This is a genomic window from Microbulbifer mixtoriginis (SeqCode) (assembly GCF_052467235.1).
In genome coordinates this window covers 399,214-424,311 of the sequence record NZ_CP174305.1, presented here as the reverse complement: position 1 = coordinate 424,311, position 25,098 = coordinate 399,214, and the positions used below count along the sequence as shown (strand labels likewise).

The following is a 25,098-nucleotide window of genomic DNA, read 5'->3' as shown; positions in this document are numbered from 1 at the left end:
CTCCAGGCTCCGTTCGTACTTCAGTCAGATAAAGGCAATGGCCAATTGCCTGTTGGCACTATTTTGTATCCCTATTCATCTGGGCCCAGTATAGATACCTTTGTCGTCTTCATTAATACTAAGAACTTGAATGCACTAGAACCATTTTTATTTGAAAAGCCCTTTACTATGGTTCCATTGGATGCATACCAAGAGTGAAACACATAACAATCACAGGCAGTGTGCTACGGCCCTTCGGGCCTCCGCGGGACAGCTTACTTTGTGCACATTTCGCGCAGGTCGCTACGTTCCCATTTTCGCGCAAAATGCGCACAAAGTAAGCTGCCCCTGCTGTGGGCGTTATGCATAAAGGCCGAATGAATATCATCTACTCAAAATTGATAGAACTGATTGGCTTAAATGAAGGAATTGTGTGGGGCGAAAGCTCGTGCCACGATTCTTACTTCCGTTTACAATTTTACATTCATGATTCTAAAACCAGATTGTTAGCTCATTATGTGGCAGAAGCTTCAAATACGCTATTAAATGTTTATGCTAAAAAGCCACCAGGAGAGCTTGATCACGAGAATAACTTTGATAGTGAGCTTGTCCATGAGTACAGGTCTGATTCGGATGATGATGCTCTGGATAAAGCATGTTGGCTAGGTGCGCATTTTACCTGGGCTATGTATAAAGCTGGCATAATCAGCCCCAAAATGGAGCAAGAATTTTGTGGTGTGTTTGGCGCGGCAAGTAGAAATGCATAACAAGCGCATGTTGTTCGCCGCTATCGCGGCCGGACGGCTTACGCTATGCTCCAGCCGCCGCAAATGCGAACGTTATGAGTAATGGGTAGTACGGAGTGGAAGAACCAAAAACAATGAAAATATTGCAGTTAATTACTGCAATATTACTAATGTTGATAGTTTTAGTGCTGGGCGCAGTGATGCTCGCAAATGGGTACTTTTCTGGCGAGATGGGCAGTATAGGAAGGGGGGTAGAGAGCAATATACATTAGCAGACGATCCTGGTGGATATTGGATGAACATGCTTGTGGGTATAGGGTTATGGTTGTTCATAGCTGGTGGGTTAATACATCATATAGTTAAAACAATACGCGGTATTAAAAACTCATAACAAAGCCAAGCATCTGACGGCTTTTCCGTTGCTTGGCTTATGCGCTTTCCGCTACGCTAGCGCAATACCAATCAACTACAAAGCCGCAGCTGTTGGCGGCGTTAAGTACACAAGAGTATGGCGTTCATAAAATTTAAAAAGGTTTGGGAAGATGATGATTCTATGTTGCAACTAGAATTAGCAGCCTCTAATGATCTCATAGCTACAACACAAGATTTTTATATCTATCCAGATGACTTTTCTGCCTTCGCAAAGCAGCTTGAAAATTTCTTTCCGAAGCTTGGCAAAGGTGAGGTTGTACTGGAGTACGGTTCAGAGGTATCAAATTACTACGCTTATGTTTTGTGCAAAGTAACTTACAAAAAACTCGGAGAACTAAATATAGAAATTCGTACCAATAACAACTCCGAAAATAAAGACGAATCTACGGCGATTGCACATTTCTTTTCCAGTATATCTAACCAAGAACTAAACAACCTTGGTAAAAAGCTGGTAACTTGGACACAAAACATGGAGCAGCCTTTTTCTTATGAATGGCAAAGTACTTAACAAGCAGCAGCACGATCGCCCGCAAAAAGCGCGGGCTGAACGGCCTACGCTACGCTTCGGCCGCCCGTGTGCTGAGCGTTAAGCATCAAGACACATATGCCTAAAAGAAATAAGCCCTTTTTTATCGTTTTGGCCATTGTCAGCGGCGGCTATGCAGCGACATCTGCTGTCTTGGGTGAAGTGATTGCATATCAGAGAGCTGGACTATCCGAGACTATTAATGCTTCAGATAATCCGGAAAAATTCTGGGGTGTAGTACTAATGTATACGGCCATAGCCTTTGTCTCTGCCATCCTTGGGGTGAAATCCTATTTCCATCCTAGAATACAGGCGTTTCTCAACTTTGGAATGGAGACGAAGCTTTCTCGAGTGCAAGTCATATTCATCTTATCCTTTGCGTTCGCTGTGTTTATGAGTATTACTTGGATGTCCGGTGTCCTAGCAAATGCTTAACAAACGCAAGCAGGATACTCCGGCCCTTCGGGCCTCCGCGGGACCCCCAAATCTGTGCACCTTTTGCGCGGTCGCTTCGCTCCCATTATTGCGCAAAAGGCGCACAACATTGGTCGCCCCTGTTGCGGGCGTTAAGTTTGCTGAGCATGGACGAATATTCGAGCACACGAGCTTTAAATAAAACCATCCGAAAGATGGAGAACCGCTTCGCTATCAATTTAGCCAAATCTAAATGGCAACGAAGACAGATTGAGAACAATCTCGAGTGGTTTGTAACCTGGAAAATTAAGCAGGTTACCAAGCCTGATACCTTCTGGTGTGACGGGGTCAGGGATTTACATTTGGAACGTCTATCTAATCGCTCGCTACTCATAAAGGCTATAGTTCGGATTGGTCCAGAGAGTGACGTAAATTGTATCAATGAAGCAACGTTGCATGGCACACTTGTGTTGAGCTCGCACGGTAAAAGACTTAAGAGCTATAAAATAGTCATTGAGGCAAGTGATTCTACATATGTGCTTTCGAAAAAAACTTAACAAGGCCGGGCAATTTGCTCCGGGCCTTCGGCCCTCCGCGGGACGGCTTACCTTGTGCACATTTTGCGCAGCTCGCTACGCTCCTATTTTTGCGCAAAATGCGCACAAGGTAAGCCGCCCCTGCCGGCGTCGTTAAGCCCTCAGAGAAAAAGTATGGATGCCAAAGAGTTTGTAAAACGCTGGAAGATCGAGAAAGAAGATCTCCTGAAACTTTATACCTCCGGCAGTGAAGAAACTGAGGTGGCTTCCATAATTAAGAATATGGAGCTAAACCCAAACCAGCAGAAGTTGATGGTATCAGTCCTAGATGGTGTTCTTACTGATACCTTCTATTCCTTGCTATTGGGGCTTGATGGCTCTGGAAGCATAGGCGGCACTCAACATAGATTTAAGGTATATGACGAGTCTGGAAATTTAGTATCAGATTGTGGTGATCTTGAATCTGAAGCGTGGGAACAGTTTCATGGTGAATAGCGAGCTTCGTGCCAGGCTTAACAAGGCGCTCAACTACACTCCGGCCGCAAGCGGCCGGAGTCGGACAGCCAAAAGCGTGCTTCGCACTGGCTGCCGGTTAGCTTAGCGTTAAGTGCCTATGAGCGATAAGTACAGTGCATATAAGATAATTCTTGAAGAGTTAGTATTGGTTCTCGGAGAATATAATGAAGAGAATTGGTTCGCCTATTTCTCTAAATCCTTGGAGCTACTAGAAAACAATAAGCCACAAGCAAGTATTTCTCACTCATTGCGTGCATATGGAGGAATGTGTAGCTTCAGTGATGAATTGTATTTTACTGGCGCTCCTCCAGTTGAGGCGCAAAGAGGGTATGAGCTTCGTGAATTACTATGGCAGCAATGCAAGGACAGCGAAAATGTTCTCAAGCGTATTTTTGAGCTACGAGCACTTAACAAATTTAGGCAAGCGACGCGCGCCTGCTAAAAGCGTTATGCGTAAAAAGAACTACAAAGACATGAATGGAAAACCAGAGTTAATTGCGATAGATCATGATAACTATCATGCTCGGCATATCGGAACTACCAAAGAAGGGCTGCAATTCTTCCTAACAACTCCTTTTGAGCCGGGTATCGCTGAATATATCGCGTTATTCAAATTTGACGGGTTGGGTAATTTAGTAGATTCAGATATTGAGGCTTTAGGTCGTAGAGGTTCTTTCTCAGAAGATGAAGCAAAAGCGAAGTATTCATCGAAATTAGAAGGCCTCGGAAATGTAAGTTTAGGAAGAATTGAAGTTAAGCCTTTTTCTGTAAGGATCAATGAAACAGAATTCGGGCTAGTTGTCAGTGAGCCTGAAGATGAGGATGATATTTGGGCTGTAGAATTACTACCCGGTAACTACATGGCATTTTTTGAGCCATGGGATAGCGGCGAGTACGATACGTAGAGCGCATAACAAGGCCAGGCAATGAAGCTTCGGGCCTTTGGCCCTCCGCGGGACATCTCACCTTGTGCACCTTTTGCGCAGGTCGCTGTGCTCCCATTTTTGCGCAAAATGTGCACAAGTAAGCTGCCCCTGCTGGCGGCGTTATGCGTAAGTAAAACTATGAGTCATCCAAGAGAGCTTTTAGATATAATCGAAGAATCGTATGATCTTAATTCATTCGAAGATGAAATATTTACGTTTATGATTCGTTGTTTAAATAGGTTTAAAAACAAACTGCCTAACTCAATAAAGCAGGAGCTAGAAATCGCTAACGAGTTTCGTTTAGGCAATGTTAGTGAAACAGAGCTTGAGCTATCTAAACAACGTGTTTGGACATTTATTGCCAAAAACAAAGAACAAATTGGTAAGCAAAAAGAAAGCTTGCTTCGCGCTCTGATTTTTACTTTGTACCCAAAAATAGAATCAGATAGCGACGCATTTGAGTGGGTTGATTGGTTCATTGAGTTTTCCAACGCTTCTACACCGATGGAAAAATTTCAATGTCAGTTAATCGAAGAGATTTTCGCGGAGCAACTAAAATCCGCATAACCAGGCGCTCAGGCAAGGACGCGCATTAATGCGCGCCGCTTAGCTTGGCGCTAAGTTTATACACAAGTTTTTTTCAGTTTTATTATAAAAATCAATGAGTTACAGTTTGTACGGTATAGGAGCTACAGATTTGGCTGGATAATAATGCAGGACTGGGTCAGGGACGAAGTGAAAAATCAGGTTATGGGTGATGCACGATTGAATAAGCGGTTGTCCAATATTCTCAGTAATTTAAGTTCCGACCCAAAGAGCAGTATTCCCTGTGCAAACAAGTCTTGGGCAGAAACCTTTGCAGCCTATCGATTTATCGAAAATGATAAAGTCAACTTTGACTCCATTATGAGTGGCCATAAATCAGCCACTCTTGAAAGAATCAAGGTTCAACCAGTTGTTCTTATCCCTCAGGATACCACTTTCCTAAATTTTGCTACCGATTTAGAAAACAAAGAAATGGGAACACTCCGACGCAAAGAGACTAATCAGCAGCTTCTACATACGTCTATCGCTATAACACCATCCAGAGATAATCTGGGTATTATTGAGGGTAGCATGTGGCAGCGAGATAAAGAATCTAGTGCTAATTCTCGCTATACCAAGTCGATACAAGATAAAGAGAGTCGACGTTGGCTAGACCATTATGAATCAGCTTGTGAGATACAAGAGCACTGTCCTGAAACCACGATTGTGAGCATTGCGGATAGAGAGGGGGATATTCATGAGTGGTTTCAATTAGCTGAAGATCAAAATGAACATCGGCGTGCAAGCTATATTGTTCGAGCCAAGGCTAATCGTAGTTTAGAGATCGAAGGAGAAGATACGACTTTACTTTGGGACTATTTGACCAAACAGAAGTCCATCGGAAAATACACAGTAGGTATCCCCAAAAGAAATGGAGAGCCAGAAAGGTAAGCTAAGGTCAGTGTATCCATTGCAGAAGTAAGATTGCAGGGAAAAGGAAAATCAAAACGACCTCTTTCTATCTACGCAGTTTTTGCTAAGGAATTAGGCCCACCAGAAGGCAAGAAAGGTATTGAATGGATGCTGCTGACCGATCTTGCAGTTGAGGACTTTAAGCAAGCAAGGATTATCATTGAGTGGTATCGAAGTCGATGGGAAATTGAAACCTATTTTAGAGTGGTGAAAGGCGGATGCCAGATAGAAAGTAATCGCTTTAGAACCGAGCAGCGAATGCTGAACTGTATTGCAATCTATATGATTATTGGGTGGCGTCTACACTCCATGACAACACGAGCACGAACGCTTCCTAATACATCGTGTACGAAAGTCTACTCTGAAAAAGAGTGGCGTATGATATGGATAATGCAGGCTAAAATCTCCCCACCAAGTGAAGCTCCAAGTATGAGAGATATAACTCGTATGCTGGCAGGACTTGGAGGCTTTCTGGGGCGGAGCGGCGATGGTGAGCCTGGAGTTAAAACCGTTTGGCAGGGGTACACTAAAATTCTCCATTATATGGAGGCAGCGGAGGCTTTAAATGGACTTAAATGATGTGTATAAAACACAGACTGGGCGTTATGTGTGAGTAAAATTTTGAGTTATCAATGAAATTATTTTATGAGATATGCTTCTTCGGCTTTTGCATAAGTTTGTTTCTTATTGGGGTTATGATATTGGCAACAGGAGATCTTCCTCAAGGTAAATCCGCTGAATTCTTTGTGAAGTGAGAGGGTAATAGAAGATATTTTGTTGGTGGCTTCCTAATATTTGCATCATCGTTACTTGCAGGATTAAGAATTAAGGATATAGCTAAGGATGGCTAGTTACATAACAAATTACAGGAAAGGCTCTCTCTAATTGCTTGGAATACGTTGGCCTAAATTTCAGGCATAGGAAGGTTTTAACGTGTCTTTCGAAACAAACGTAGCCAATAGAAATATAAATCTAAAACATAGGATGTAGATTTTGGGAGAATTACTGTTTGCACATAACAAGTTGATGCTGTTTGTTCCGGCCCTTCTGACCTCCACCGGACAGCCCGCACTTCGTGCGGCCTGCCTCAGCTCAAGACGTTTAGTTGCTAATACATGAATGAGCCTACGAGTGCACCATACATAGCACCCCTCACTGCAGGAGTTGTTGGCGGGCTGTATCTTGCACTGAATGAACTAATATTCTTCAGGGATGGGTTTTCCTTTTTGTTTGCGGGACTGTTGGGTATTTTTCTGTATGGCTATTGGGTCTGCTATTCGCTAGTATCCTTCTGTTTCCACTTAAGCTAATTTTCAAAAAATATACGCTATATATTTCCTGCGCCGCTTTTCTAGTCGCAGGTATAGTTGTTCCACTGGTGTCGCAGCATGGCCTAAATCAAATCCATGCTCATGGCATCGCCCCATACTCACCCGAAGAGAAATGGAGTACGATAAGCCGCATGGTCATAATATGCTCTATTGGGGCTGCTAGCTCTTTTAGCGCTTAGTTCACACTAAAAAGAAAGCTGCAAGTAAGTGACAACTAACAGGGCAAGACTAGGGACAAATTACCTGCGCTTCGCTCCAGCAATTTTCCTCAGCTCGCGACGTTAAATGCCAAATGGAGAAGCCATATCAACACTACTGAAAAAACTATTATCGTGTTGTCATTGTTAATGTGCATACCAACTTGGTTTTCATGTGATGGGCCGAGGATATATGTATTGCAAATAAGCCTTACCTGGAAGGAGGGAATGCATATCATTACGTATATGGCAGTATTCTCAGTACTAATTTGGATGCCCTTTTTGGGGTTTTTAGTTTTCAAATGGTCACATATACGAAATATTATAAAGGCTATAACCTTGTTACCCTTTATGAAGATTCCAAGGGTATTCCATGGTAAGAGCATTTAATAAATACATCAAAAACCGCTCCACTACGTTGGGCTCGACGTTGCTGACGCTCAGCCTTTTATGTTGGCAAGACCAAAACACTCGATCAGGAAAGGAGAAATAATGAAATATATAGTATTATCTTTTATAGTTTTATGGAGTAACTGTTCTTATTCTGCGGATTCATTCAAGATTTATATTTCCCCATTGGGGAGTGACTTTAACGAAGGCCTCACAAATTCTTACCCTATAAAAACCCTCTCGCGAGCTCAAGATGTTCTTGAACTATACAAACCCAACCAGCCAGTAGAGATTCATATAAATCAAGGAACTTACTTTAGTCAATCAGTTGTCTGGACCTATACTAATGGCCACTCAATTACATTTACACCTATCAATTTCACAAAGGACAGGCCTGTTTTTGATGGAGGTGGTAATGTGGATACCTGGTTTACATTGAGAAAGTCAAATAGTTCAGCAAGTAATCTGAAATTTAGATATATTAAAGTTCAAAATTATCACACAGCCATGTCATTTGAAGGCAATAGAAGCCACGTTAGCAATTGGAATTCTGAAAATGAATTGTATGGAATGTATTTTTATAGGATAGGAGGAAAGTATACTGGTTTTGGTAACTCTACAGCCGCTGTTCGCTTTGTGAATTCTCGCAATAATTCAATTGCTAATACACACTTCGTAGATATATTGAACAACCCGGCAGGGGCATCAGCAATTCATGCAATATACTTCGCTCATTACTCGTCGAATAATGAAGTATTAAGTAATCGTTTTCTGCGTATAAATGGAGACCCAATAAAGGTGAGAGATGAATCAAACTATAATTACATAGCTGATAATCGCTTTTACTCTTCTGGGCGAGTGGCTTTTTATCAAGGGTGGTACTGTAATGCGGATGTTAGAGGATGGAATCTAGATGACAGCAACTCTGATGGCTGTACTAAACCATCTGGGGAATGCCCCTCTATTGGTAACGAATTCCGTAATAATGATCTATATGGAGGCTATGATGGAGCCATCAAGGTTTTTGATGTGCGAGAAGTCGATAATTATTGTGGAACATTAAGCAGTCCAAGATTGAGAACATCGGGCAACGTTAAATACTATTAAACCACTGCTAATAAAGCGCTGCCACGGAAAATTTACCTACTAAAGTTTCTAAATTTCCGTGGAGCGCGGTATTAGGTGCTCTACTCATGATATTTTTATCTGTAATTGGAGTTGTACGATGGTCTTTATCTGTAATAGCAGAAATACCCGAATAGTATAAGCATGATGCTATCAAAAAACATCGATGGAGCAGAAGGTGTCATTATCTATAAAGTAAAAAGTTTGAATCTACATTCGGTAAATGGGCAACACTATTCTTACAAATTAGATACTGAAATGGTTGAAGAACTAAAGTGAGTAGCCCCAAAAGGTAATTGCTATTCCATCCATACAGAGGGTGAGTGGAAATCACCGATAAAGGTAGGCAAAACTAGAATTGTAATACTGAGCAATAAATACACAGGTGAGTGTGGGGCAATCGAACCAGGTTTCTATGCGCCAGCAACTGAAGATTATGTGTCATTATTTAATTCCATCGTTTCATCCGAGACCTAACAAGTTGCTCAACTAGCGTTCTGATCTTTCCCCATTTTAACGGACACCAAAGTCAAACAGACGAGGTGTCTTATACCGAAATACAACAAACCTAGAAAGACTTGGCAGTATTCAAACGAATTCAAAGTGAAAGCGGTAATGCTTAGCTTGATAGAGGGTATTCAAGTTAAGGAAGTGGCTGAAACTCTCGATATTCACTCTTTCATGCTGTCACGATGGTGAAAAGAGTATCAGGAAGGAAAGATTGTGGCTGATAAACGAAAAAAGCTTACTGGGGTAGTCTCTAGAGCAGAAAAGGAACTTTTTAGAGTAAAGCGTTTAGTGGCGGAGAATCGTAAATTAAAGCAGGAGCTTGATTTGCTAAAAAAGTGGCAACGGTTTCTTGCGGAGGGACATCAGCAAGATCTCAATTCGTCCAGAGGTTCGGATCAGAACTAGGAATCAAAAGAACTTGTCAGTGGCTGAGTGTATCACGCAGGGGCTATTGTGATTGGCTGAATAGGACGCGATCAGAATGAAAATACCAAGATGATGGTCTCAAGATTCAGATTTAAAAGATTTCCGATGACTCTGCAGGGCGCTATGGTAGTCCAAGAATTTGGAAAATCTTGCTGACTAAGGGCTATGAAGTTAGCCCTAAGCGCGTAGCCCGGCTGATGCAGGAATTAGGGGTCGTAGCCAGAGTTACGGGAGTGACACGTAGGGCATCAGGCATAAACGTTTCCTAGCCTCCGAGGAGAATCTTAGACCGGATGGAGCTGTGCCTAAAAGCAGGAATCAAGTTTGGGTTGCTGATGTGACCTACCTTAAGGCTAAGGGGGAGTGGTAGTACTTGTCAGTGGCGATGGATTTGTACTCTCGCCGAATAATCGGTTGGAGTTTAGATACGAAGAGAACAACAGAATTAACTCGAAAAACCCTGATAAATGCTATAAGGGAAAGAGGATCACAGCCGGGATTAATATTATACACGGACAGATGTGTAGAGTATAGAGGAGCTGAGTATCAAAAAGAGCTGAGAAAATATGGTATCAAGTATAGCTTAAATAGAGCAGGTAAATGTACGGATAATGCTCATATGGAGTCGTTCTTTCACAGCTTGAAAGCTGAACTGATTAGAGAAAATAGCTTTCAGGCAACAAGCTATCTGAAGTATGCTCTGGCTCGATACATTAATGATTTTCTAAAAAGTGAGAAGCATACCTGAAAGATCAAAAGCTGAAAGAAAGGTAAAGCTGCCCGCAGCTTGTCGAACAGATCAAAAATCAGGTTTGGGTCGGTGACGTTGGCCAGCTAGTATTTCAATTACTCGGAGTAGGGCGCTTAGGTGGCTGGGCTGTCTACGACCAAAGCCAGTTTTTAGCGGTTATCGGTGAATGACCAGAGCGCAGACATCAGCCCAGCCACGCTCACCATCCTAGGCATAGCCACTATCGCAGTCGGCTAGCTAAATAGCATCATCAGCCCAGGCCCGAAGGCACAAATCTGCGTATTAGCAGGAATCAAACAGCTTAAGCGACATACCCAATAACGGCAAACCCTTCGCACAAGAGGACACCCTAGCGCTCGCCGTTAAGCCCTGGATACCATCAGCGCACGACTACAGCTAGAAGAGCAGGCCATACAAAACGATCCGCCGGGCACTGCTAGTATTGGCAAGCGTAACCTAGAGACTTCAGGCAGCGGCGCCTGGGCCGGCAAAGTCGGCTAGCTTGAGCTATGTGGCAATGTCAGGCTACAGACAATTTTGCCTGGCAAAAGTGGCCCCGAATAAAGCGGAAAACTGCTGTATATGTAAGGCAACAGCGGCTGGCGTATCGCTTACCGCGGGGGGCTCTGCCGAAGATCACTGGGAGTGCAAGCAGCGATTTGGCTGGGGTGCTGGGGCGGATGTTATCCGCGTTAAATAACAATTACTGGGGTAACCAGGTTAGTTGATCGCTTTGCTTTTGACTGTTGGCTTAGTTGGTACGTATATAAAGGTGAAAATTTTGAGGCATGGGGAAAGAATGAAATAAAATACTTCGGACAGTTTTGGCCTGGTTGTTTTGGGGTTGTAGCTCTGTAAAGGTATTTTTTCACAATTTGGAGACGTCCAAGACAGCGATTAATACCGATTATCAAGCTGCAGGCCTTATTAGGGCTGGGCATTAAAAAACTGTATGAAGTATTTATTTGTTTCATAGTATATGTAATAGGTTGTAATTTTGAAAAAACTGGCTACAGAATCCGCTCTGCACAGGGCTGTGTTAAAAAATTCTATCGGTGGTATCACTTTTATCTGTGCATCGGCACTGGTTCATGCAGATACAATCAATACAAAAATAGATCTAGGTGAGCCGTTTCCCTTTAGGATGGAAGATGGAGTTAGACATGAGGTGAATTTAGATATTGGCTATCAATTCGATAACATTAAGAAAATTTGCATCAATACTAAGGTTAAAAATGGAACTGCCGACGCTGCATTTTATATAACAGAAAGTGAACCTTCAGGGCCTTTCACTCTCCCAATTATTGATTCTAAGGCGCAAATGCTGGTTAGGAGTATAGAGCTTCCAACACCGGAAAATCCTAACCCTATACCACAGCTACAAGAAAGCATCAATTTCTGCGGGGAAGAAAATAGCGTATTAGCAAAAAATTTTCTTGATGGAGATGGCAAGTTTACGTTCAATGTATCTGGTGGTTATGTGGATTTCTGGGACTTTGAGCTGGTTGTAGATGGGGATGTCTCTGATACTCAGTTGGCGATTGTGCTTGACGAACCTGTTGAATTTTCAGTTCCTGCCTATGGAGGAAGAGTCAATTATGATGCAAGTATTCGCAATTTAGATTCTTCACAATCATTGGTTACTCTTGAGCAATGGAGCGTGCTCACTCTTCCCAATGGGGATAATTACCCCATTCATAAATCACGTGATGTCGTGTTGAATTATTCTGAAGCAAAGGACTACACTCGAAATTATCTAACGATACCAGGGTGGTTTGAGGCTGGAGATTACGAGTTAACCTGGTATGTCACTGACCCAAGCACCGGGATTCGGGTGAAAGACAGTCTGCATTTCACTAAAAGTGCTGACTAAGTTTTAAGCTTTCGGCTGAGCTGGGGCGCTCTTGTGTCCCAGCTGTCATGTTCTAATCATATATGGCTCAGCTATCAAAATAAGCTGACTGCCTTTCGATGTTAAAGCACTGTTGTATATTTCTCTTGCTTGCCGTAACAGCCACTTTAAACGACTGCTACTAAACTGAGCCCGAGACTTATGTTCACAAGCAGTGGCTTCCCCAGTGGTCCGATGCCGATGGTGACTGTCAGAATACTCGCCAAGAGCTGCTGATTCACCTCTCCTTGACTTCGTTGAACCTCAGAAATGAAAAGGCCTGTACCGTTATGCCGCGCATATGGGTGGCCCCCTATAGCGGCCAGTTTTTTCAAAAGGCTTCGGATCTGGATGTTGAGCATATCGCTCTGCTCGCTTGAGTCCATAAGTATAGCGGTGCCAATTTGGCCTGCGAGCAGCGCCGCGCCTTCGGCAAAGACCCGGCCACCTATGGCTGGTGGAAGAGGGCCATAACCAGAGCAAGGGCGATAATGGCCCCGATGAGCGGCCCCCTACCAGAGCCATTTACAAGCGGCAGTTTGGGATAGTGGCTGGTAAGTATGGGCTGATGTGGCGCAAAGAAATTAGGCTCGATAAGTAGGGCCTATTTTTTAGTTACATGCTCATTCCTGAGTCTGAAAAACCTTGCTCTTGCAGAAGGCTTTCAAGTTTTGTAAGCGCAGCAGCTTTGCTTCCGCGAGTGAAGATGACGCCTACGGGTGTTCTGATTTCATTAAGAATGAAGTCGCTTTCTTGAAGTAGATTGGTTTCGGTGTGTACTTCAATTTCCCTTTTTTTTAGAGGTTTCAACATCTATATGTTGACTACTTACTAGCCCTTTAATTCAACAAATTATTTATTATGATAAATTTCCCTCGGTGTAATGCAGTTAATAGAAAAAATGAATTGGGAGATATACAATTATTGATCAACAACTACTCGGTTTCGTGCATGTATTGAGGAGGCAAACAATGCCAGACAATAATTTGATCTGGATCGAATTTAAGCCCGATTTAATAATTCGCAAACTCTGTGTTGAGAGGGCGTGAATAACCTAGAGAGCATTTCACTGATACTCATTGCCGGGATGACCTACAGCGTGATTATTGAAGGCTTCCTGTGCATTTTGCTGGCACTCTTGCAGTGCCTAAAGTTCTCGCCTTGAGGGAGGGCACGAAGGGTTCCCAAGTGTGTCAATGCGCCCAGGAGGACAGACTGGTGCCGTTTCGGCCCGCCGTCCAAGGTGGTGAGGCTGGAAATTGATGGCAATATGCGGATGCGCTCTATTAAAACCCTAATGAAGGTTAGCAAGCGCCGCATACTGGAGTTTTGGCAAAACCGAAAACCGGGCTTTTAACTCTACATGGTGTCTAGTTAGTTGCGCTAGCCGATAGAGTGGAAAAGTGGTTATGTCCATCTTTAAAAATGCTTTTTGTGAGGGCGTTCAACTTCTTTTGTAGCCGCTTAAAATTTTCTTGGTCCTGAGCAAAAATTCCAACCGACTGCGTGGCAAGCTCAATTGATTTCCTCAGATCTTCAATCTGCGTTTGTACTTCTGGCTCGAAATGCGGCGCCAGTTTCCCCAGCCTTTTATCAGCTTTATTGAGGTGCGAGATGAAGGTTTTTTTGGATTTTGTAGCTTTGCAGCCTGGACTATCGTCTTTACTTATTTTCTCGAATTCAGCTAGAAGGCGGTTTAGTTTCGACTCCAGGCCACTTATCAAAAGCACGGCATTTTCGTATGCCTTCATCTTTTCATCGTAAAGGACTTTTTTCTCAGGAACTCTGTCTTCTAAGCTTTTTAGTGGCTTTATTACACGCCAGACTATAAAAGCGCTAATTAGGAAAAAGGTTATCGTAACAACGGCAGTGCGAATGATCTTTGTTCCAAATTCGAGCTCGTCCATGATTTCTCCTGAGTCATTATTAAAAATAGTCATGCGATGCAGCAGCTTCTGAGTGGTTACTCCTCAGTCTTCACCGCAAATAAATCCGGCTGCTGTTTCAGTACTATCGAAAACTCCAGCCTGGTAATCAGTCGCCCTGTTGCTTGTTATGCGGCGCACCCTTATTAGGTATAAATTGATTCGCCCCATTTGTACCGCTTAACCTGCGAGAATGTAAACCAGAAATCTGTACACCTTAAAGCGGTCGCTGAAGCCTCCAGACATGGGGACTGCAGGATAGCCGCTATGCCAGCGGTGTGCAGATATTCCGGCCGGACCTGCGCGCCCACCGGGTAGTGATTTTCTCCAGCAATTATCTACTGTATGGCGGTGCTTTCCAGTGGGTGATGGCCACTTTGCGCGAGTTCGGCCCGAATGTGGAAGTCTATAGCATTGATGAGGTGTTTATGGACCTGCACGGGATGCAAGTGGATTGGCAGGGCTACGGCCACAAAATCCGTAACACGCTCTGGCATAATATCCGCATGCCTGTGGGAGTGGGTATCGACCCCAGTAAGACATTGGAGAAGCTCGCTAACCGCGGGGCCAAGCCCCCCCCAAGTGCGATGGCGTCTGTGTGCTGGATACCCCGCAGAAATGGCAGTAGATACAGCGCCGCACTACCGTCAGTGATGCGTGGGGCATAGGTCGGCGTCTCACCAATCGTCTGGCGGATTTCGGCATAGAGACCGCCTATGACCTGGCCAGGTCAACCCAAAAATATTGCGCCGCCGTATCAATATGAATATTGAGTGCACTATTGAAGAATTGAGCGGGATTCCCTGCCTGGGATTGGAAGAAGAGCCCCGGCGAGGAAGCAGAACTATTTCACCCGCTCCTTTGGTGAAAAGCTCAGTGAGCCAGCGCCCAGACTGCAAGCCACCGCCCTCTAGGCCAGAGGGGTCACAGAGAAGCTGCGCGCACAGAAATCCCAGGTAAAGTCGATACAAGTATTCCTGTATATCTCACCCCATGAACCCAGCTACTACAGCCGCAGCGCCGAAGTGCAGCCCCTATACCCAACCGATGACATGTGGGTGATCGTACGGCTGGTGAGAGAAGTCATTGCCGAATTATACCGCACAGGCTGCCGCTTTATGGAAGCGGGCGTCGGACTAATCGAGATAATCACCCGTGCGCTCGGCCAGAATGATTTGTTCACCCCAGGGCAATCACTCAGGGCAGACCAAGCAGGCGAGGGGCCGGATCAAGAAAAAGTTTTGTCGCGGGAGGCTGTTTCTAGGAGCTGAAGGCATCAAGAAAATGGAAGATGCGGCAGGTATTTACATCGCCTACCTATATCGCCCGGTGGGGGAACTTGCCTGGGGTGGTGACTGGAGGGGTTGGTAAAGTTTTAGTTTTATAAGTAAGTGCTTCGTTCAACTTTTGGCTTTGAGTCACGAAGATGAAAATCCCTGATTACTTGTTACACCGACTTGATAGCACTTACGAGGCCCTTCACCAACCGACCTGTTAAAGTTGCAGGAACAATATGAAAACCAATTACAAGTACACGATCGACTAGGCGAATTTCTCTGTACTGTACAGGGGAAAGCTTTTTCTTAATGGTAATCGTCTCTGCTCCTAGCCAAGATTTACTTCCATAGGTAGCTTTATTTCCTTGTTCTAAGTCGACAGAAAACTTCTTTAACTCGGATGCGTCCATTTGAATTAAGTGGGAAGTTTTTTGGTATGCAACAGCAAAGTTGTAGGAAGGGTCAATTTTTAGTTCAAAATGATCGGCGGAAATTTTAGATAGTACGACTAAAACCCCATTATCGTTATCTCTAAATATTTCTCTATTCATATTTATGTGGCCAGCGCCGCGGAGTGGCTTTGCCCTAAGCATCGATTTTAAAGAGAGAGTATTTATAGTGGTTGATTCACTAACTGATGCCTAGATTGTGTTGCCTCTAAAGGTGTTACGCGCACTTTTCCGGGGCCAAAGTGTTCATGCTTAAGTTACTTGTCGAGATAGGGGGGAATACGGGGCCGTCAAAATATACAAAATTTGAGTGATTCCCCTATTTAATTTGCACCACAACAAAAAAAGGCTTACGCCGTGTGACGTAAGCCTTTGCTTTGTATGGCGCGCTCGGGAGGATTCGAACCTCCGACCGCCTGGTTCGTAGCCAGGTACTCTATCCAGCTGAGCTACGAGCGCGTTACGGGTGCGGATATTATAGAGACGCTTTACCCAAGTCAACTGTTTTCTTAAAAAAATCGTTACAAATCATTGTCTTACCCTATACATACTGATCTTGCCAAGCGCTACACCAAATAGCGGGCCAGGGTGTCCCAGTCGAAGCGCCGTGTTTTACCATCGCTGAACTGCACTTCCACACGCTGATCCTCCCATTTTAAAACCCGCCCTTGGCCGAGCTTGTTGTGGCGCAGGGCTTCGCCTTGGGTGGGCTTGCGTATGGGGGCGGCGGGTGCGCTGAGGGTTGGATTGTAGTCGCAGGCCTCTAGGTAGCGCAGGGCCTGGCGGGAGACCGGGATATCGGTATGGATATGTTCGGGGCGCCCGCGCAGGCATTGCGCCATCAGCTGGCTGAGGGGCAACTGCATTTCGTCGATAAACAGCGAGGGCTGTGCGGCCTCGGGATTTTTGCGTTTGGCCTCCTCGGTGGGGGCCAGCAGAAATAGTTTGGACTTTGCCCGCGTCATGGCCACGTACATTAGGCGGCGCTCACTTTCCAGGGAGGCGGGGGTGCTGAAATCCCGCTGGGACTGGTAGGGCATATTGTGCTGGGAGAGGGTGGGAATAATAACCTGGTCCCACTCCAGCCCTTTGGCCTGGTGCATGGTGGTAATTTGGATAGCCTCCGCGGCAGTCTGCTCGCCTTCGCGGTGTTGCCGTTGTAGTTCTTGCAGGTGCGCCAAGGCTTCTGCTGGAGGTTGCTTGAGGGTATCCAGATATTGGCAGAAGGCCAGAATAGTTTGCTGCCTCTCCTCACCCTGCTGGCGGGTGAAGGCGTCTTCGGCAATACCGCTGAGGAGTTCCAGCTCGCCAATATGCCGGCGCAGTAGCTCGCCGGCGTGGCCACGCCAGCCCTCTATTTGTATCAAAAGCTCCGCTCTTTGGCGCAGGCGCTTGGCCTGCGGTTTGCTCAGGGTCTCTGGCAGTTGCGCAAGCAGCTGTTTGCCCCAGCCTTTCTCTTGTGTGGCGAGGGTGGCACAGAGGGGTTCAAGTACTTTGCGCGGGATGCGCACATGCGGCGCGGTGAGCCATTCGTACAATCCTTGCTGGCGCCGTTTGGGAGAGAGTTCGCTAAAACGGCCCGAGGCGATATTCAGGCTCCAGAACAGTGGCCGCAGTTCACGGCGCGATAGCACTGTGTTGCGGCTGGCGGAATGGTAGGGGATGCTGTTGGCCAGCAGCGCCAATTCCAGTGGTGCGGCAATGGACCAGAGGCGCACCAATATAGCGATACCGGCTAAAGATTGGCCCTGCTGTTGGCAGCGGCGCAAGTGTTCTACCAGCCAGTGGCCTTCCTTGTCGGTGTTTATTTGTTCAATTGGAGTTTGCCGCTCGCCATCGGCGGAAACACAAAAAATCTCGGCACGATCGCGGTTGTTCTCAATAAAGTGGTTAGCGGCCAGGGACAGCTGATGCCCGTAGCGAAAAGTACGGCTCAAGTGGTAAATGTGAGACGGTGGAAAATCCTGGTCGAATAATTTGAGCAGGAATTCCGGCTTGGAGCCGCGCCACTCATAAATGGTCTGGTCGGGATCGCCAATGGCGATCACATTGCCATTGCCGCCGTGCAGCACTCGCAACAGAAAGTGCTGTATCTCATTGATGTCCTGGTACTCGTCCACCAGGATATCTTCAAAATTTCCACCGTATTGTTGTGCCAGCTCCGGCTTTTCATGGAGTAATTTTGCCGGGTCGTAAATTAAGTCGGCGTAGGTCACGGCCGCCTGGCTGCGGCGCCAATCTTCAAAGGTGCGGAATACCTGTAAAAAATAACCGTATTCGTCGCCGAGTTTTAGTTCCTTGAGCGCGCTGTGTTCGCCGCAGAGAAGGGTTTTACTGTAGTCGATAAAAAATTCTGCGGCCTCGATTTCCGACTGCTTGCGTTCGCGAATTTCTTCCAGCTCATGGGTGGGAGAACACTCCTCGATGGCCTTCCAGATTTGTAGCTGTACGCTGGATTGTGACAAGGGGCTGAGATTCGCTGCGGCGATATGGCCGCTGGCAATCATGCGCTGGTAGAGGCGGTAGCCGATGCTGTGAAAGGTGTGCACTGCCGGGGTATGGTTGCTGGCCAGCTGGCCCATACGGCGTTCGAAATCTTCCCGCGCGCTGCGGTTGTACATCAATACCAGCAGCTGGGCGGCAGGCGTGCCGGCATCCAGGCGATTCTTTACGTAGTGCAGCAGGGCGGTGGTTTTTCCGGAACCGGCCACGGCAATAATTTTGGCATGGCCACCGGAGTGATCCGCAATGGCCTGCTGTTCCTGTGTCAGTGTATCGCCAGCCATGGTGTCCTTCGCCCAAATACTGGATATTTTGCCAGTGATTGGTGGTGGCAGACAAGTTTACCAGGTGATGGATCAAGTGGGGTCGGCGGGGGAGGGCGGTGTGTTGGCTTGGCCGTCGTCATGGATATTGTGATGGCGCAGGGCCAGCTCGGCGATATAGGCGGAGAGAAAAACCCGGCCGGTTAATTCCTGTAGCAGCTTGGAGCGCCCCAACCGGTCCAGAACAGGGCCCTTTACCTCTGCCAGGTGCAGACGGATATTGCGCTCGAGCAAATCTTGGTTGACTTGTTGCAAGCGCTCAATGGCGGTGCTGTCGATACGGTTGACCGAAGAAAGGATCAATACCAGGTCGTGCAGGCTTTTCTGCCGCTGTACTTCCGCAATCAGGCGGTCTTCAATCGCGCTGATATTGCTGAAAAACAAGTTTTCATCGATGCGCAGGAAGAGGGTATCTGGTTGGGTTTTTACCGTGTAACGCAGCACATTGCGAAAGTGCTCGGTGCCGGGAACGCGCCCCACCACGGCGATATGGGGGCGGCTAGCGCGCCAGATTAGGGTGGCGAAAGAGAGCCCCACACCCAGGCCGATACCGGCCTCAACACCAAACAATATAACGCCCAACAGGGTGCCACCCATGGCCAGACCATCGGTGCGGTCGTAGTGCCAGTGGTGCGCCAGCGCACGCAAATCGATCAGATTGGCTGCCGCGACAATAATCGTTGCAGCCAAAACGCACACCGGCAGTTCGGTGAATACCTTGGTGGCGTAAAGCAGTACCAGGGCAATAAATATTGCGGCGATAACGCCACTCAGTGGTGATCTCGCCCCAGCCTCGTCGTTCACCGCGGTGCGGGCAAAGCTGCCAGTTACCGCAAACCCACCGGAAAAAGCGCTGAGGAGATTGGCGGTGCCGAGGCCGCGTAATTCTGCATTGGCGTCGAGCTTCTCCCCCCGCCGCAGGGCGATGGTATGGGCTACCGAGAGGCTTTCGACAAAGCCGATCAAGGCGATAATCAGGGCCGGCAGCAGCAGCTGATAAATCATGGTGGGGTTAAAAACCGGCAGCGTGAAGTCCGGTAGCCCCGCGGGAATTTCGCCCACCACGGGTAAATCCTGCTCCCAGTGAAAGATGGCGGTAAGGGCGATGGAGAGCAGTACAACCAGCATGGGCGCCAGGCGCGATAGAAGCTTTGCCCGTGTGCGCTCAACGCCCAGTGTACGCAGTAACAGGGGGAGCCCGAGGCGGGCGATAACCAGGCTGAACAGAGCGATCAGCCCCATTAATGCTGCATCCGGGTCGCTCATGGGGCTGTTGTCTATGGTGCTCAATAGTATCTCCAGGGCCGTGTGGCCCTCACTCTTGGTGCCGAGCAGGGGAGCTATTTGCCCTGCAATGATCAGCACCGCGGCGCCGGAGACGAAGCCGTTGACTACAGGCAGGCTCAGCAGGTTGGAGAGGCTGCCGAGGCCGAGAAAGCCCATCAGTAGCAGCATGATCCCGCTGAGCAGGGCCAGCAGTATGGCTCCGTTGATATATTCGGCACTGCCGGGTGTGGCGATGGGGGTGAGGGCGGATGCGGTCATCAGGGCCAGTATTGCCACGGGCCCTACAGAGAGTACCGAGCTGGAGCCAAACAGGGCATAGCCCACCAGGGGTAACAGGCCTGCGTAGAGGCCCAGGTAGGGGGGTAGGCCGGCCAGAGCCGCATAGGCCAGGGCCTGGGGAACCAGCATCATGCTGGCAAGGATTGCGGCCACGGCATCCCCTATCAGCCACTTGGGCTGGTAGTTTTTCAGCCAGGAGGGGATCAGCTGGTGCGCACGCATACCTTTATCTTTTGGGTATCGGCACCCGCTGTGCGAGCGCCCTGAAACAACAAGATAGACCGCTGCGGCGGCGCGGGTTATTCGTAGCAGTCGCCGCCCACAGTCTTTGGCCTTAACCTTGCGCCGGGACCATCTTGCGGGCACTGAGTCTGAAAATCCCCATACCGGCCAGCATAGCCAGGGTGAATATCAGAGCTTTTTCCTGCCCGGCACCACTCGCCACAATAGCCGGGCCGGGGCAGAAGCCCGCCAGCCCCCAGCCGGCACCAAACATCAGGCCGCCAATCAGCAGACGGCGATCAATATGATTGTTTGTCGGCAGCTGTATGGTTTGCTTCAACAGGGATTGGCTGCGGCCTTTAAATAATTGGAAAGCGGGCAGGCTCACGGCGATGGCACCAGCCATCACCAAAGCCAGGGAGGGGTCCCAAGCGCCGGCAATATCCAAAAATCCGAGGACTTTTTCCGGGTTGGCCATGCCAGATAACAGTAGCCCGAGGCCAAAGATCAAACCCGCCAGCAGTGCAGTAAAAGTGGTTTTCATAATTCGATCCTCGCTTAAGCGGCCAGCAGGTGGCGTACAACGTAAACAGTGACAAAACCCGCAGCCATAAATACCAGCGTGGCGACCAGAGAGCGCTGGGAGAGGCGGGAAAGACCGCAAACCCCGTGGCCGCTGGTGCAGCCGGAGCCCAAGCGAGTGCCAAAGCCCACCAGTAGACCGGCTGCGATTAGGGTGGGGTAGCCGGCTTCAATTTCTATGGGTGGCAGGACAAAAAATAATTGCCAGGCCAGCGGCGCAGCCAACAATCCGATAACAAAAGCCAGGCGCCAGCCGATACCGGGGTTGCCCTCCAGCAGGCCGCCCAAAACGCCAGAGATACCGGCGATGCGGCCGTTAAACATCAGTAACAGAATGCTGGCTAGGCCGATAAGAGCGCCGCCGGCGAGTGCTGTGGCTGGGGTGAAAGCAGTCCAGTCGATGGTCATGGGGTTACTCCGCGCAGTAGAGTTGGTAGAGGGTTTGTAAAAGGGCCATTACCCGTGGATCGGCTACCCGGTAATAGACGTGTTTGCCCTCCCGACGGGTATCTACCAGCCCCTCGCGGCGCAGGACCCCCAACTGTTGGGAAAGACTGGGTTGGCGAAGCCCCAGACGCTCCTCAAGTTCGCCTACATTTAGTTCTTCCTGGCTGAGCTGGCACAGCAGCAGCAAGCGGTCTTGGTTGGCCAGGGAGCGCAGCATGGCCGCGGCTTGGCCGGCGGAATCACGCATCTTGTCTAAGTCGAGGTTTGTGGTATCGGGCATGAACTTGGCCTGGCAATAATTTACAGATCAATAATATATTGTTTTATATATTATCAAAATGTATATTGTTCTGGTAGTGAAATTTGGAGGGCATAAAATGTCGCAGTTAGAGCAAGGCACCCAGGTGCAGCCATTCCTGGACAAGGAGACCGAAACCTGGAGTTATGTGGTGTATGACAGGGACGGCGGCTCGGCCGCGGTGGTGGATGCCGTGCTTAACTTTAACGCGGCATCTGGGCGCACCAGCAGCAAGGGTGCTCAGGCGATAGTGTCGTTTATCCGCGAAAAGAACCTCACCCTGGAATGGATACTGGAAACCCACGCCCATGCCGACCATCTCTCTGCAGCCCCTTTCCTACGGGAGCAATTGGGCGGGCGCATCGCCATTGGTGAGCAGATTTGCCAGGTACAGAAGATTTTTCGTGAGGTCTTTAATTTGGAGCGGGAGTTCCTTGCCGATGGCAGTCAGTTCGATCACCTATTCAAAGATGGTGAAACTTTTCAGGTGGGGGCACTAGAGGCGCGGGTGATTTATAGTCCCGGCCACACGCCGGCGGATATGGCCTGGCTGATCGGCGATGCCCTATTTGTGGGGGACACCCTGTTTATGCCCGACGTGGGCAGTGCCCGCTGTGATTTTCCCGGTGGCGATGCCGCGCAGTTGTATTTGTCGGTGAAAAAAATATTATCTCTGCCGGATGAAACCCGCATGTTCATGTGTCACGATTACCCGCCGCAAGACGAGCGGGACTATCAGTGTGAAACCACGGTGGGTGCTCAGCGCCGCGAGAATATCCACCTGCGCGACGGCATTAGTGAAAGCGAATTTGTGGCAATCCGTAAAAAGCGCGATGCCAGTCTGCCTATGCCGCGGCTGATTATTCCCTCGGTGCAGGTCAACATCCGTGCAGGGCAACTTCCCCCGGCGGAATCCAATGGCACTGTTTATTTAAAAGTGCCGCTGAATCAGCTGTAAAAAACCAGTTAATCCCAGCGCTGTAGTTCTATTTTAGTGAGGACTGCTGTCATTTCGAGACGACTATGAATATTAAAAAGTTAGATGAACAGGTGAGTGTTTCTGAACATATTACCTGTGAGGCAATGGCACCGTTGGCACAGAGTGGTGTACAGGTGGTGGTTTGCAATTGCCCGGAGGGGGAGAGTGAAGTACACCCCAGTTACAAAGCTATGGAGCGGGCCGCCCAGGACGCCGGCTTGCGTTTTATTGCGATCCCTTTTACCCGTGGGCGAATGACGCGGGAACACTGTGAGGCCTTTCGTGATGTATTGCAGGGCGGCGAAAAAATCCATGCATTTTGTCGTACCGGCAATCGTTCCAGCCAGGTGTGGGCTGGCGCCAAAGTTTTAATGGGCGCAGATAAAAAACATTTGTTCGGCCAAGCGCAGATGGCCGGCTTCGATGTCAGTGCCGCGCTGGTTGCTATTGAGCCCTAATAAAGACATTTCAATGGCCGGCTAGGTCATACCCAGAATTGCGGCACAGTTGTGAAAGTGTGCCGCAGTTAAATGCCCGTGATGTGCCGTGATAAAACGGGAGATACCGGCGTTGTTAAACAACAGAGTGGAAGGTGAACCAAGGTTATGCAGCAACTCTCCCGGTGGTTTCCCATCCTCACTACTTTTCAATCCTATAACCGCCGCACCTTAAACCGCGATCTGCTCGCCGCCGCAATTGTCACAGTGCTACTGATTCCCCAATCTCTTGCCTATGCCCTGCTGGCGGGCCTGCCGGCGGAAGTCGGCCTCTATGCGAGCATGGTACCGCTGGTGGTTTACGGTATTTTTGGTTCCAGTAGTACTTTGTCTGTGGGGCCGGTCGCGGTGATCTCACTGATGAGCGCCGCCGCCCTGGGAGAGGTCACCGCCACGGGCGAGGTGGACTATCTGAGCGCTGCCGCCGCGCTGGCACTGCTTTCCGGGGGAATACTTTTTCTGCTGGGTACATTACGCCTCGGCATGCTGGCGAACTTTCTCTCCCACCCGGTGATCTCTGGTTTTATTACGGCTTCGGCATTACTGATAGCCCTCAGCCAGTTGCGGCATTTATTGGGGGTGGCCGCCCAGGGTGATACCGCACCGGAGCTGCTGCTATCACTATGGCAGAACCTGAACAGTATCAATAGCCTTGCTTTGATCACCGGAGTAGGGGTGCTGATTTTTCTCTACTGGAGTAGGGCCCTTGCTGCAAAATGGCTGGAGAAAATGGGCTCGTCTAGCAGCAATGCCGAGCTGTTTGCCAAGGCGGCCCCAGTAGTGGGTGTACTGGTAACTATCGTCTTATCCATCTCCATAAATTTTGAAGCACATCAAGTGGCCTTGGTAGGCGCTATTCCTGCTGGGTTACCGCCCCTATCACTGCCGCACCTCTCACTGCCGCTGCTGCAATCTTTATTTGTGCCCGCACTAATGATTGCCATTATTGGCTATGTAGAATCTATATCGGTGGCCAAAACCTTGGCCGCCAAGCGCAGGCAAAGAATTGATAGCAACCAGGAATTGGTTGCCCTAGGGATGGCCAATATAAGCTCAGGCATTTCTGGCGGTTTCCCGGTGAGCGGTGGTTTCTCCCGCTCGGTGGTGAATGATGCAGCGGGGGCGCAGACACAATTTGCCAGCCTGTTTACCGCATTGGGTATCGCCCTGGCTGCACTCTTTTTAACTCCTTTTCTATATTACTTACCGAAAACCACACTAGCCGCCACCATTATTGTTGCGGTTCTCTCCCTGGTGGATTTCTCCATCCTGCGTAAAACCTGGCACTTTGCTAAAGCAGACTTTATTGCCGTTACCCTAACAATTGCCGTTACCCTGCTAATGGGCGTCGAACCCGGTGTAGCTTGTGGTGTTGGTGCATCCTTATTATTATTTATTTATCGTGCTTCCAAACCCCATATCGCCGAAGTGGGCCTGGTGGAGGGTACCGAGCACTTCCGTAATATTCACCGGCACCAGGTAAAAACCGTTCCCGAGATTCTCACCTTCCGCGTAGATGGTCGCTTAATCTTCTCCAATATCGGCGTATTGGAAGACCGTATCTATACCGGCCTTGCCAATAACTCACAGGTAAAACATGTCATTTTGATGTGCAGTGCAGTGAATGAAATAGATTGGAGTGCTTTGGAGGTACTTGAGTCTATTAATAGCAATCTATTGGATAGAGAAATTCAACTGCATCTATCGGAAGTTAAGGGGCCGGTGATGGATTGCCTGGAGAGAAGTAGTTTTCTGCAGAAGTTATCTGGAGGTATATTCTTAAGTCAGTACCAAGCGTTTTCTTCTGTTACGGAGTATTAACTACTCGGAATCCACTT

At 48.0% G+C, this 25,098-nt stretch carries 27 protein-coding genes, 1 tRNA gene and 1 pseudogene; 20 read left to right on the top strand and 9 right to left on the bottom strand.

What is annotated here, in order from left to right:
• The first annotated feature begins 356 nt into the window (after nt 1–356).
• From ACJJIO_RS01750 to ACJJIO_RS01685, 14 genes and pseudogenes are all read left to right on the top strand, one after another.
• Nucleotides 357–746, top strand: a complete 390-nt coding sequence (locus ACJJIO_RS01750) for a hypothetical protein (RefSeq protein ID WP_444909963.1) — start codon at nt 357–359, stop codon at nt 744–746.
• A gap of 532 nt (nt 747–1,278) precedes the next feature.
• Nucleotides 1,279–1,665 carry a hypothetical protein gene (locus tag ACJJIO_RS01745; RefSeq protein ID WP_444909962.1) on the top strand — a complete coding sequence of 129 codons (387 nt, stop codon included), beginning with the start codon at nt 1,279–1,281 and terminating at the stop codon, nt 1,663–1,665.
• 96 nt (nt 1,666–1,761) lie between these two features.
• Nucleotides 1,762–2,118: a hypothetical protein gene (locus tag ACJJIO_RS01740; RefSeq protein ID WP_444909961.1), complete on the top strand. Its 357-nt coding sequence runs from the start codon at nt 1,762–1,764 to the stop codon at nt 2,116–2,118.
• A 689-nt stretch (nt 2,119–2,807) separates the two neighbouring features.
• Nucleotides 2,808–3,128 (top strand): hypothetical protein, encoded by a 321-nt coding sequence (locus tag ACJJIO_RS01735; protein WP_444909960.1) that lies wholly within the window; start codon nt 2,808–2,810, stop codon nt 3,126–3,128.
• Nucleotides 3,129–3,246: 118 nt separating this feature from the next.
• Nucleotides 3,247–3,591 carry a DUF6966 domain-containing protein gene (locus ACJJIO_RS01730; protein ID WP_444909959.1) on the top strand — a complete coding sequence of 115 codons (345 nt, stop codon included), beginning with the start codon at nt 3,247–3,249 and terminating at the stop codon, nt 3,589–3,591.
• 7 nt (nt 3,592–3,598) lie between these two features.
• Nucleotides 3,599–4,054, top strand: a complete 456-nt coding sequence (locus tag ACJJIO_RS01725; RefSeq protein ID WP_444909958.1) for a hypothetical protein — start codon at nt 3,599–3,601, stop codon at nt 4,052–4,054.
• 21 nt (nt 4,055–4,075) lie between these two features.
• Nucleotides 4,076–4,642, top strand: a complete 567-nt coding sequence (locus tag ACJJIO_RS01720; RefSeq protein ID WP_444909957.1) for a hypothetical protein — start codon at nt 4,076–4,078, stop codon at nt 4,640–4,642.
• Nucleotides 4,643–4,786: 144 nt separating this feature from the next.
• A pseudogene (locus ACJJIO_RS01715) lies at nt 4,787–6,151 on the top strand (IS4 family transposase).
• Between the two features lie 1,441 nt (nt 6,152–7,592).
• Nucleotides 7,593–8,597, top strand: coding sequence for a hypothetical protein (locus ACJJIO_RS01710; RefSeq protein WP_444909956.1), 1,005 nt, complete (start codon nt 7,593–7,595; stop codon nt 8,595–8,597).
• A gap of 528 nt (nt 8,598–9,125) precedes the next feature.
• Entirely contained in the window at nt 9,126–9,314 is a 189-nt protein-coding gene (locus tag ACJJIO_RS01705) for a transposase (protein ID WP_444910967.1), read from the top strand.
• Between the two features lie 24 nt (nt 9,315–9,338).
• A complete protein-coding gene (locus tag ACJJIO_RS01700; RefSeq protein WP_444909955.1) occupies nt 9,339–9,530 on the top strand; it encodes a hypothetical protein in 192 nt (63 codons plus the stop codon).
• 119 nt (nt 9,531–9,649) lie between these two features.
• On the top strand, nt 9,650–9,820 hold the full coding sequence (locus ACJJIO_RS01695) for an IS3 family transposase (RefSeq protein WP_444910966.1): 171 nt from the start codon (nt 9,650–9,652) through the stop codon (nt 9,818–9,820).
• Nucleotides 9,821–9,930: 110 nt separating this feature from the next.
• Complete coding sequence (locus ACJJIO_RS01690; RefSeq protein ID WP_444910965.1) at nt 9,931–10,299, top strand: DDE-type integrase/transposase/recombinase; 369 nt, start codon at nt 9,931–9,933, stop codon at nt 10,297–10,299.
• 1,000 nt (nt 10,300–11,299) lie between these two features.
• Nucleotides 11,300–12,175 (top strand): RbmA family biofilm matrix protein, encoded by an 876-nt coding sequence (locus ACJJIO_RS01685; protein ID WP_444909954.1) that lies wholly within the window; start codon nt 11,300–11,302, stop codon nt 12,173–12,175.
• A 633-nt stretch (nt 12,176–12,808) separates the two neighbouring features.
• Here the strand turns inward: ACJJIO_RS01685 and ACJJIO_RS01680 are convergent.
• Together ACJJIO_RS01680 and ACJJIO_RS01675 are read right to left on the bottom strand one after the other, a co-directional pair.
• The gene (locus tag ACJJIO_RS01680; RefSeq protein ID WP_444909953.1) at nt 12,809–13,006 is read right to left on the bottom strand and encodes a hypothetical protein; all 198 of its coding nucleotides are present in this window, start codon (nt 13,004–13,006) and stop codon (nt 12,809–12,811) included.
• Between the two features lie 557 nt (nt 13,007–13,563).
• Complete coding sequence (locus ACJJIO_RS01675) at nt 13,564–14,100, bottom strand: hypothetical protein (RefSeq protein WP_444909952.1); 537 nt, start codon at nt 14,098–14,100, stop codon at nt 13,564–13,566.
• Nucleotides 14,101–14,396: 296 nt separating this feature from the next.
• On the opposite strand from ACJJIO_RS01675, the gene ACJJIO_RS01670 reads away from it, so the two are divergent.
• From ACJJIO_RS01670 to ACJJIO_RS01660, 3 genes are all read left to right on the top strand, one after another.
• Nucleotides 14,397–14,786, top strand: a complete 390-nt coding sequence (locus ACJJIO_RS01670) for a Y-family DNA polymerase (protein ID WP_444909951.1) — start codon at nt 14,397–14,399, stop codon at nt 14,784–14,786.
• 267 nt (nt 14,787–15,053) lie between these two features.
• Nucleotides 15,054–15,389, top strand: a complete 336-nt coding sequence (locus tag ACJJIO_RS01665; RefSeq protein ID WP_444910964.1) for a DinB/UmuC family translesion DNA polymerase — start codon at nt 15,054–15,056, stop codon at nt 15,387–15,389.
• Between the two features lie 20 nt (nt 15,390–15,409).
• A complete protein-coding gene (locus ACJJIO_RS01660) occupies nt 15,410–15,505 on the top strand; it encodes a hypothetical protein (RefSeq protein ID WP_444909950.1) in 96 nt (31 codons plus the stop codon).
• A gap of 60 nt (nt 15,506–15,565) precedes the next feature.
• Here ACJJIO_RS01660 and ACJJIO_RS01655 read toward each other — a convergent pair whose 3' ends face one another.
• The 7 genes from ACJJIO_RS01655 to ACJJIO_RS01625 form a co-directional block, all read right to left on the bottom strand.
• Nucleotides 15,566–15,946 (bottom strand): hypothetical protein, encoded by a 381-nt coding sequence (locus ACJJIO_RS01655; protein ID WP_444909949.1) that lies wholly within the window; start codon nt 15,944–15,946, stop codon nt 15,566–15,568.
• A 280-nt stretch (nt 15,947–16,226) separates the two neighbouring features.
• Nucleotides 16,227–16,303: transfer RNA gene (locus ACJJIO_RS01650), tRNA-Arg, on the bottom strand.
• A 107-nt stretch (nt 16,304–16,410) separates the two neighbouring features.
• Nucleotides 16,411–18,630, bottom strand: coding sequence for an ATP-dependent helicase (locus ACJJIO_RS01645; RefSeq protein ID WP_444909948.1), 2,220 nt, complete (start codon nt 18,628–18,630; stop codon nt 16,411–16,413).
• A 72-nt stretch (nt 18,631–18,702) separates the two neighbouring features.
• Nucleotides 18,703–20,457 (bottom strand): SulP family inorganic anion transporter, encoded by a 1,755-nt coding sequence (locus ACJJIO_RS01640; RefSeq protein ID WP_444909947.1) that lies wholly within the window; start codon nt 20,455–20,457, stop codon nt 18,703–18,705.
• A gap of 112 nt (nt 20,458–20,569) precedes the next feature.
• Entirely contained in the window at nt 20,570–21,001 is a 432-nt protein-coding gene (locus ACJJIO_RS01635) for a DUF6691 family protein (protein ID WP_444884371.1), read from the bottom strand.
• Nucleotides 21,002–21,015: 14 nt separating this feature from the next.
• Nucleotides 21,016–21,447, bottom strand: coding sequence for a YeeE/YedE family protein (locus tag ACJJIO_RS01630; protein WP_252082222.1), 432 nt, complete (start codon nt 21,445–21,447; stop codon nt 21,016–21,018).
• Nucleotides 21,448–21,451: 4 nt separating this feature from the next.
• Nucleotides 21,452–21,766 carry an ArsR/SmtB family transcription factor gene (locus ACJJIO_RS01625; protein ID WP_252082221.1) on the bottom strand — a complete coding sequence of 105 codons (315 nt, stop codon included), beginning with the start codon at nt 21,764–21,766 and terminating at the stop codon, nt 21,452–21,454.
• Between the two features lie 97 nt (nt 21,767–21,863).
• Between ACJJIO_RS01625 and ACJJIO_RS01620 the strand changes: the two genes are divergently transcribed.
• From ACJJIO_RS01620 to ACJJIO_RS01610, 3 genes are all read left to right on the top strand, one after another.
• Nucleotides 21,864–22,742, top strand: coding sequence for an MBL fold metallo-hydrolase (locus ACJJIO_RS01620; protein WP_252082219.1), 879 nt, complete (start codon nt 21,864–21,866; stop codon nt 22,740–22,742).
• Nucleotides 22,743–22,807: 65 nt separating this feature from the next.
• On the top strand, nt 22,808–23,221 hold the full coding sequence (locus ACJJIO_RS01615; protein ID WP_252082217.1) for a protein tyrosine phosphatase family protein: 414 nt from the start codon (nt 22,808–22,810) through the stop codon (nt 23,219–23,221).
• A gap of 147 nt (nt 23,222–23,368) precedes the next feature.
• Nucleotides 23,369–25,081 (top strand): SulP family inorganic anion transporter, encoded by a 1,713-nt coding sequence (locus ACJJIO_RS01610; protein WP_444909946.1) that lies wholly within the window; start codon nt 23,369–23,371, stop codon nt 25,079–25,081.
• Nucleotides 25,082–25,098: the final 17 nt, after the last annotated feature.

What these genes read in the sequence shown, in the direction of transcription:
- ACJJIO_RS01675 (WP_444909952.1), bottom strand. Translation starts at nt 14,100, where the DNA reads ATGGACGAGCTCGAATTTGGAACAAAGATCATTCGCACTGCCGTTGTT.
- ACJJIO_RS01645 (WP_444909948.1), bottom strand. Translation starts at nt 18,630, where the DNA reads ATGGCTGGCGATACACTGACACAGGAACAGCAGGCCATTGCGGATCAC.
- ACJJIO_RS01730 (WP_444909959.1), top strand. Translation starts at nt 3,247, where the DNA reads ATGAGCGATAAGTACAGTGCATATAAGATAATTCTTGAAGAGTTAGTA.
- ACJJIO_RS01660 (WP_444909950.1), top strand. Translation starts at nt 15,410, where the DNA reads ATGCGGCAGGTATTTACATCGCCTACCTATATCGCCCGGTGGGGGAAC.
- ACJJIO_RS01630 (WP_252082222.1), bottom strand. Translation starts at nt 21,447, where the DNA reads ATGACCATCGACTGGACTGCTTTCACCCCAGCCACAGCACTCGCCGGC.
- ACJJIO_RS01655 (WP_444909949.1), bottom strand. Translation starts at nt 15,946, where the DNA reads ATGAATAGAGAAATATTTAGAGATAACGATAATGGGGTTTTAGTCGTA.
- ACJJIO_RS01610 (WP_444909946.1), top strand. Translation starts at nt 23,369, where the DNA reads ATGCAGCAACTCTCCCGGTGGTTTCCCATCCTCACTACTTTTCAATCC.
- ACJJIO_RS01720 (WP_444909957.1), top strand. Translation starts at nt 4,076, where the DNA reads ATGAAGCTTCGGGCCTTTGGCCCTCCGCGGGACATCTCACCTTGTGCA.
- ACJJIO_RS01740 (WP_444909961.1), top strand. Translation starts at nt 1,762, where the DNA reads ATGCCTAAAAGAAATAAGCCCTTTTTTATCGTTTTGGCCATTGTCAGC.
- ACJJIO_RS01635 (WP_444884371.1), bottom strand. Translation starts at nt 21,001, where the DNA reads ATGAAAACCACTTTTACTGCACTGCTGGCGGGTTTGATCTTTGGCCTC.
- ACJJIO_RS01750 (WP_444909963.1), top strand. Translation starts at nt 357, where the DNA reads ATGAATATCATCTACTCAAAATTGATAGAACTGATTGGCTTAAATGAA.
- ACJJIO_RS01745 (WP_444909962.1), top strand. Translation starts at nt 1,279, where the DNA reads ATGTTGCAACTAGAATTAGCAGCCTCTAATGATCTCATAGCTACAACA.
- ACJJIO_RS01625 (WP_252082221.1), bottom strand. Translation starts at nt 21,766, where the DNA reads ATGCCCGATACCACAAACCTCGACTTAGACAAGATGCGTGATTCCGCC.
- ACJJIO_RS01725 (WP_444909958.1), top strand. Translation starts at nt 3,599, where the DNA reads ATGCGTAAAAAGAACTACAAAGACATGAATGGAAAACCAGAGTTAATT.
- ACJJIO_RS01615 (WP_252082217.1), top strand. Translation starts at nt 22,808, where the DNA reads ATGAATATTAAAAAGTTAGATGAACAGGTGAGTGTTTCTGAACATATT.
- ACJJIO_RS01620 (WP_252082219.1), top strand. Translation starts at nt 21,864, where the DNA reads ATGTCGCAGTTAGAGCAAGGCACCCAGGTGCAGCCATTCCTGGACAAG.
- ACJJIO_RS01710 (WP_444909956.1), top strand. Translation starts at nt 7,593, where the DNA reads ATGAAATATATAGTATTATCTTTTATAGTTTTATGGAGTAACTGTTCT.
- ACJJIO_RS01735 (WP_444909960.1), top strand. Translation starts at nt 2,808, where the DNA reads ATGGATGCCAAAGAGTTTGTAAAACGCTGGAAGATCGAGAAAGAAGAT.
- ACJJIO_RS01680 (WP_444909953.1), bottom strand. Translation starts at nt 13,006, where the DNA reads ATGTTGAAACCTCTAAAAAAAAGGGAAATTGAAGTACACACCGAAACC.
- ACJJIO_RS01640 (WP_444909947.1), bottom strand. Translation starts at nt 20,457, where the DNA reads ATGCGTGCGCACCAGCTGATCCCCTCCTGGCTGAAAAACTACCAGCCC.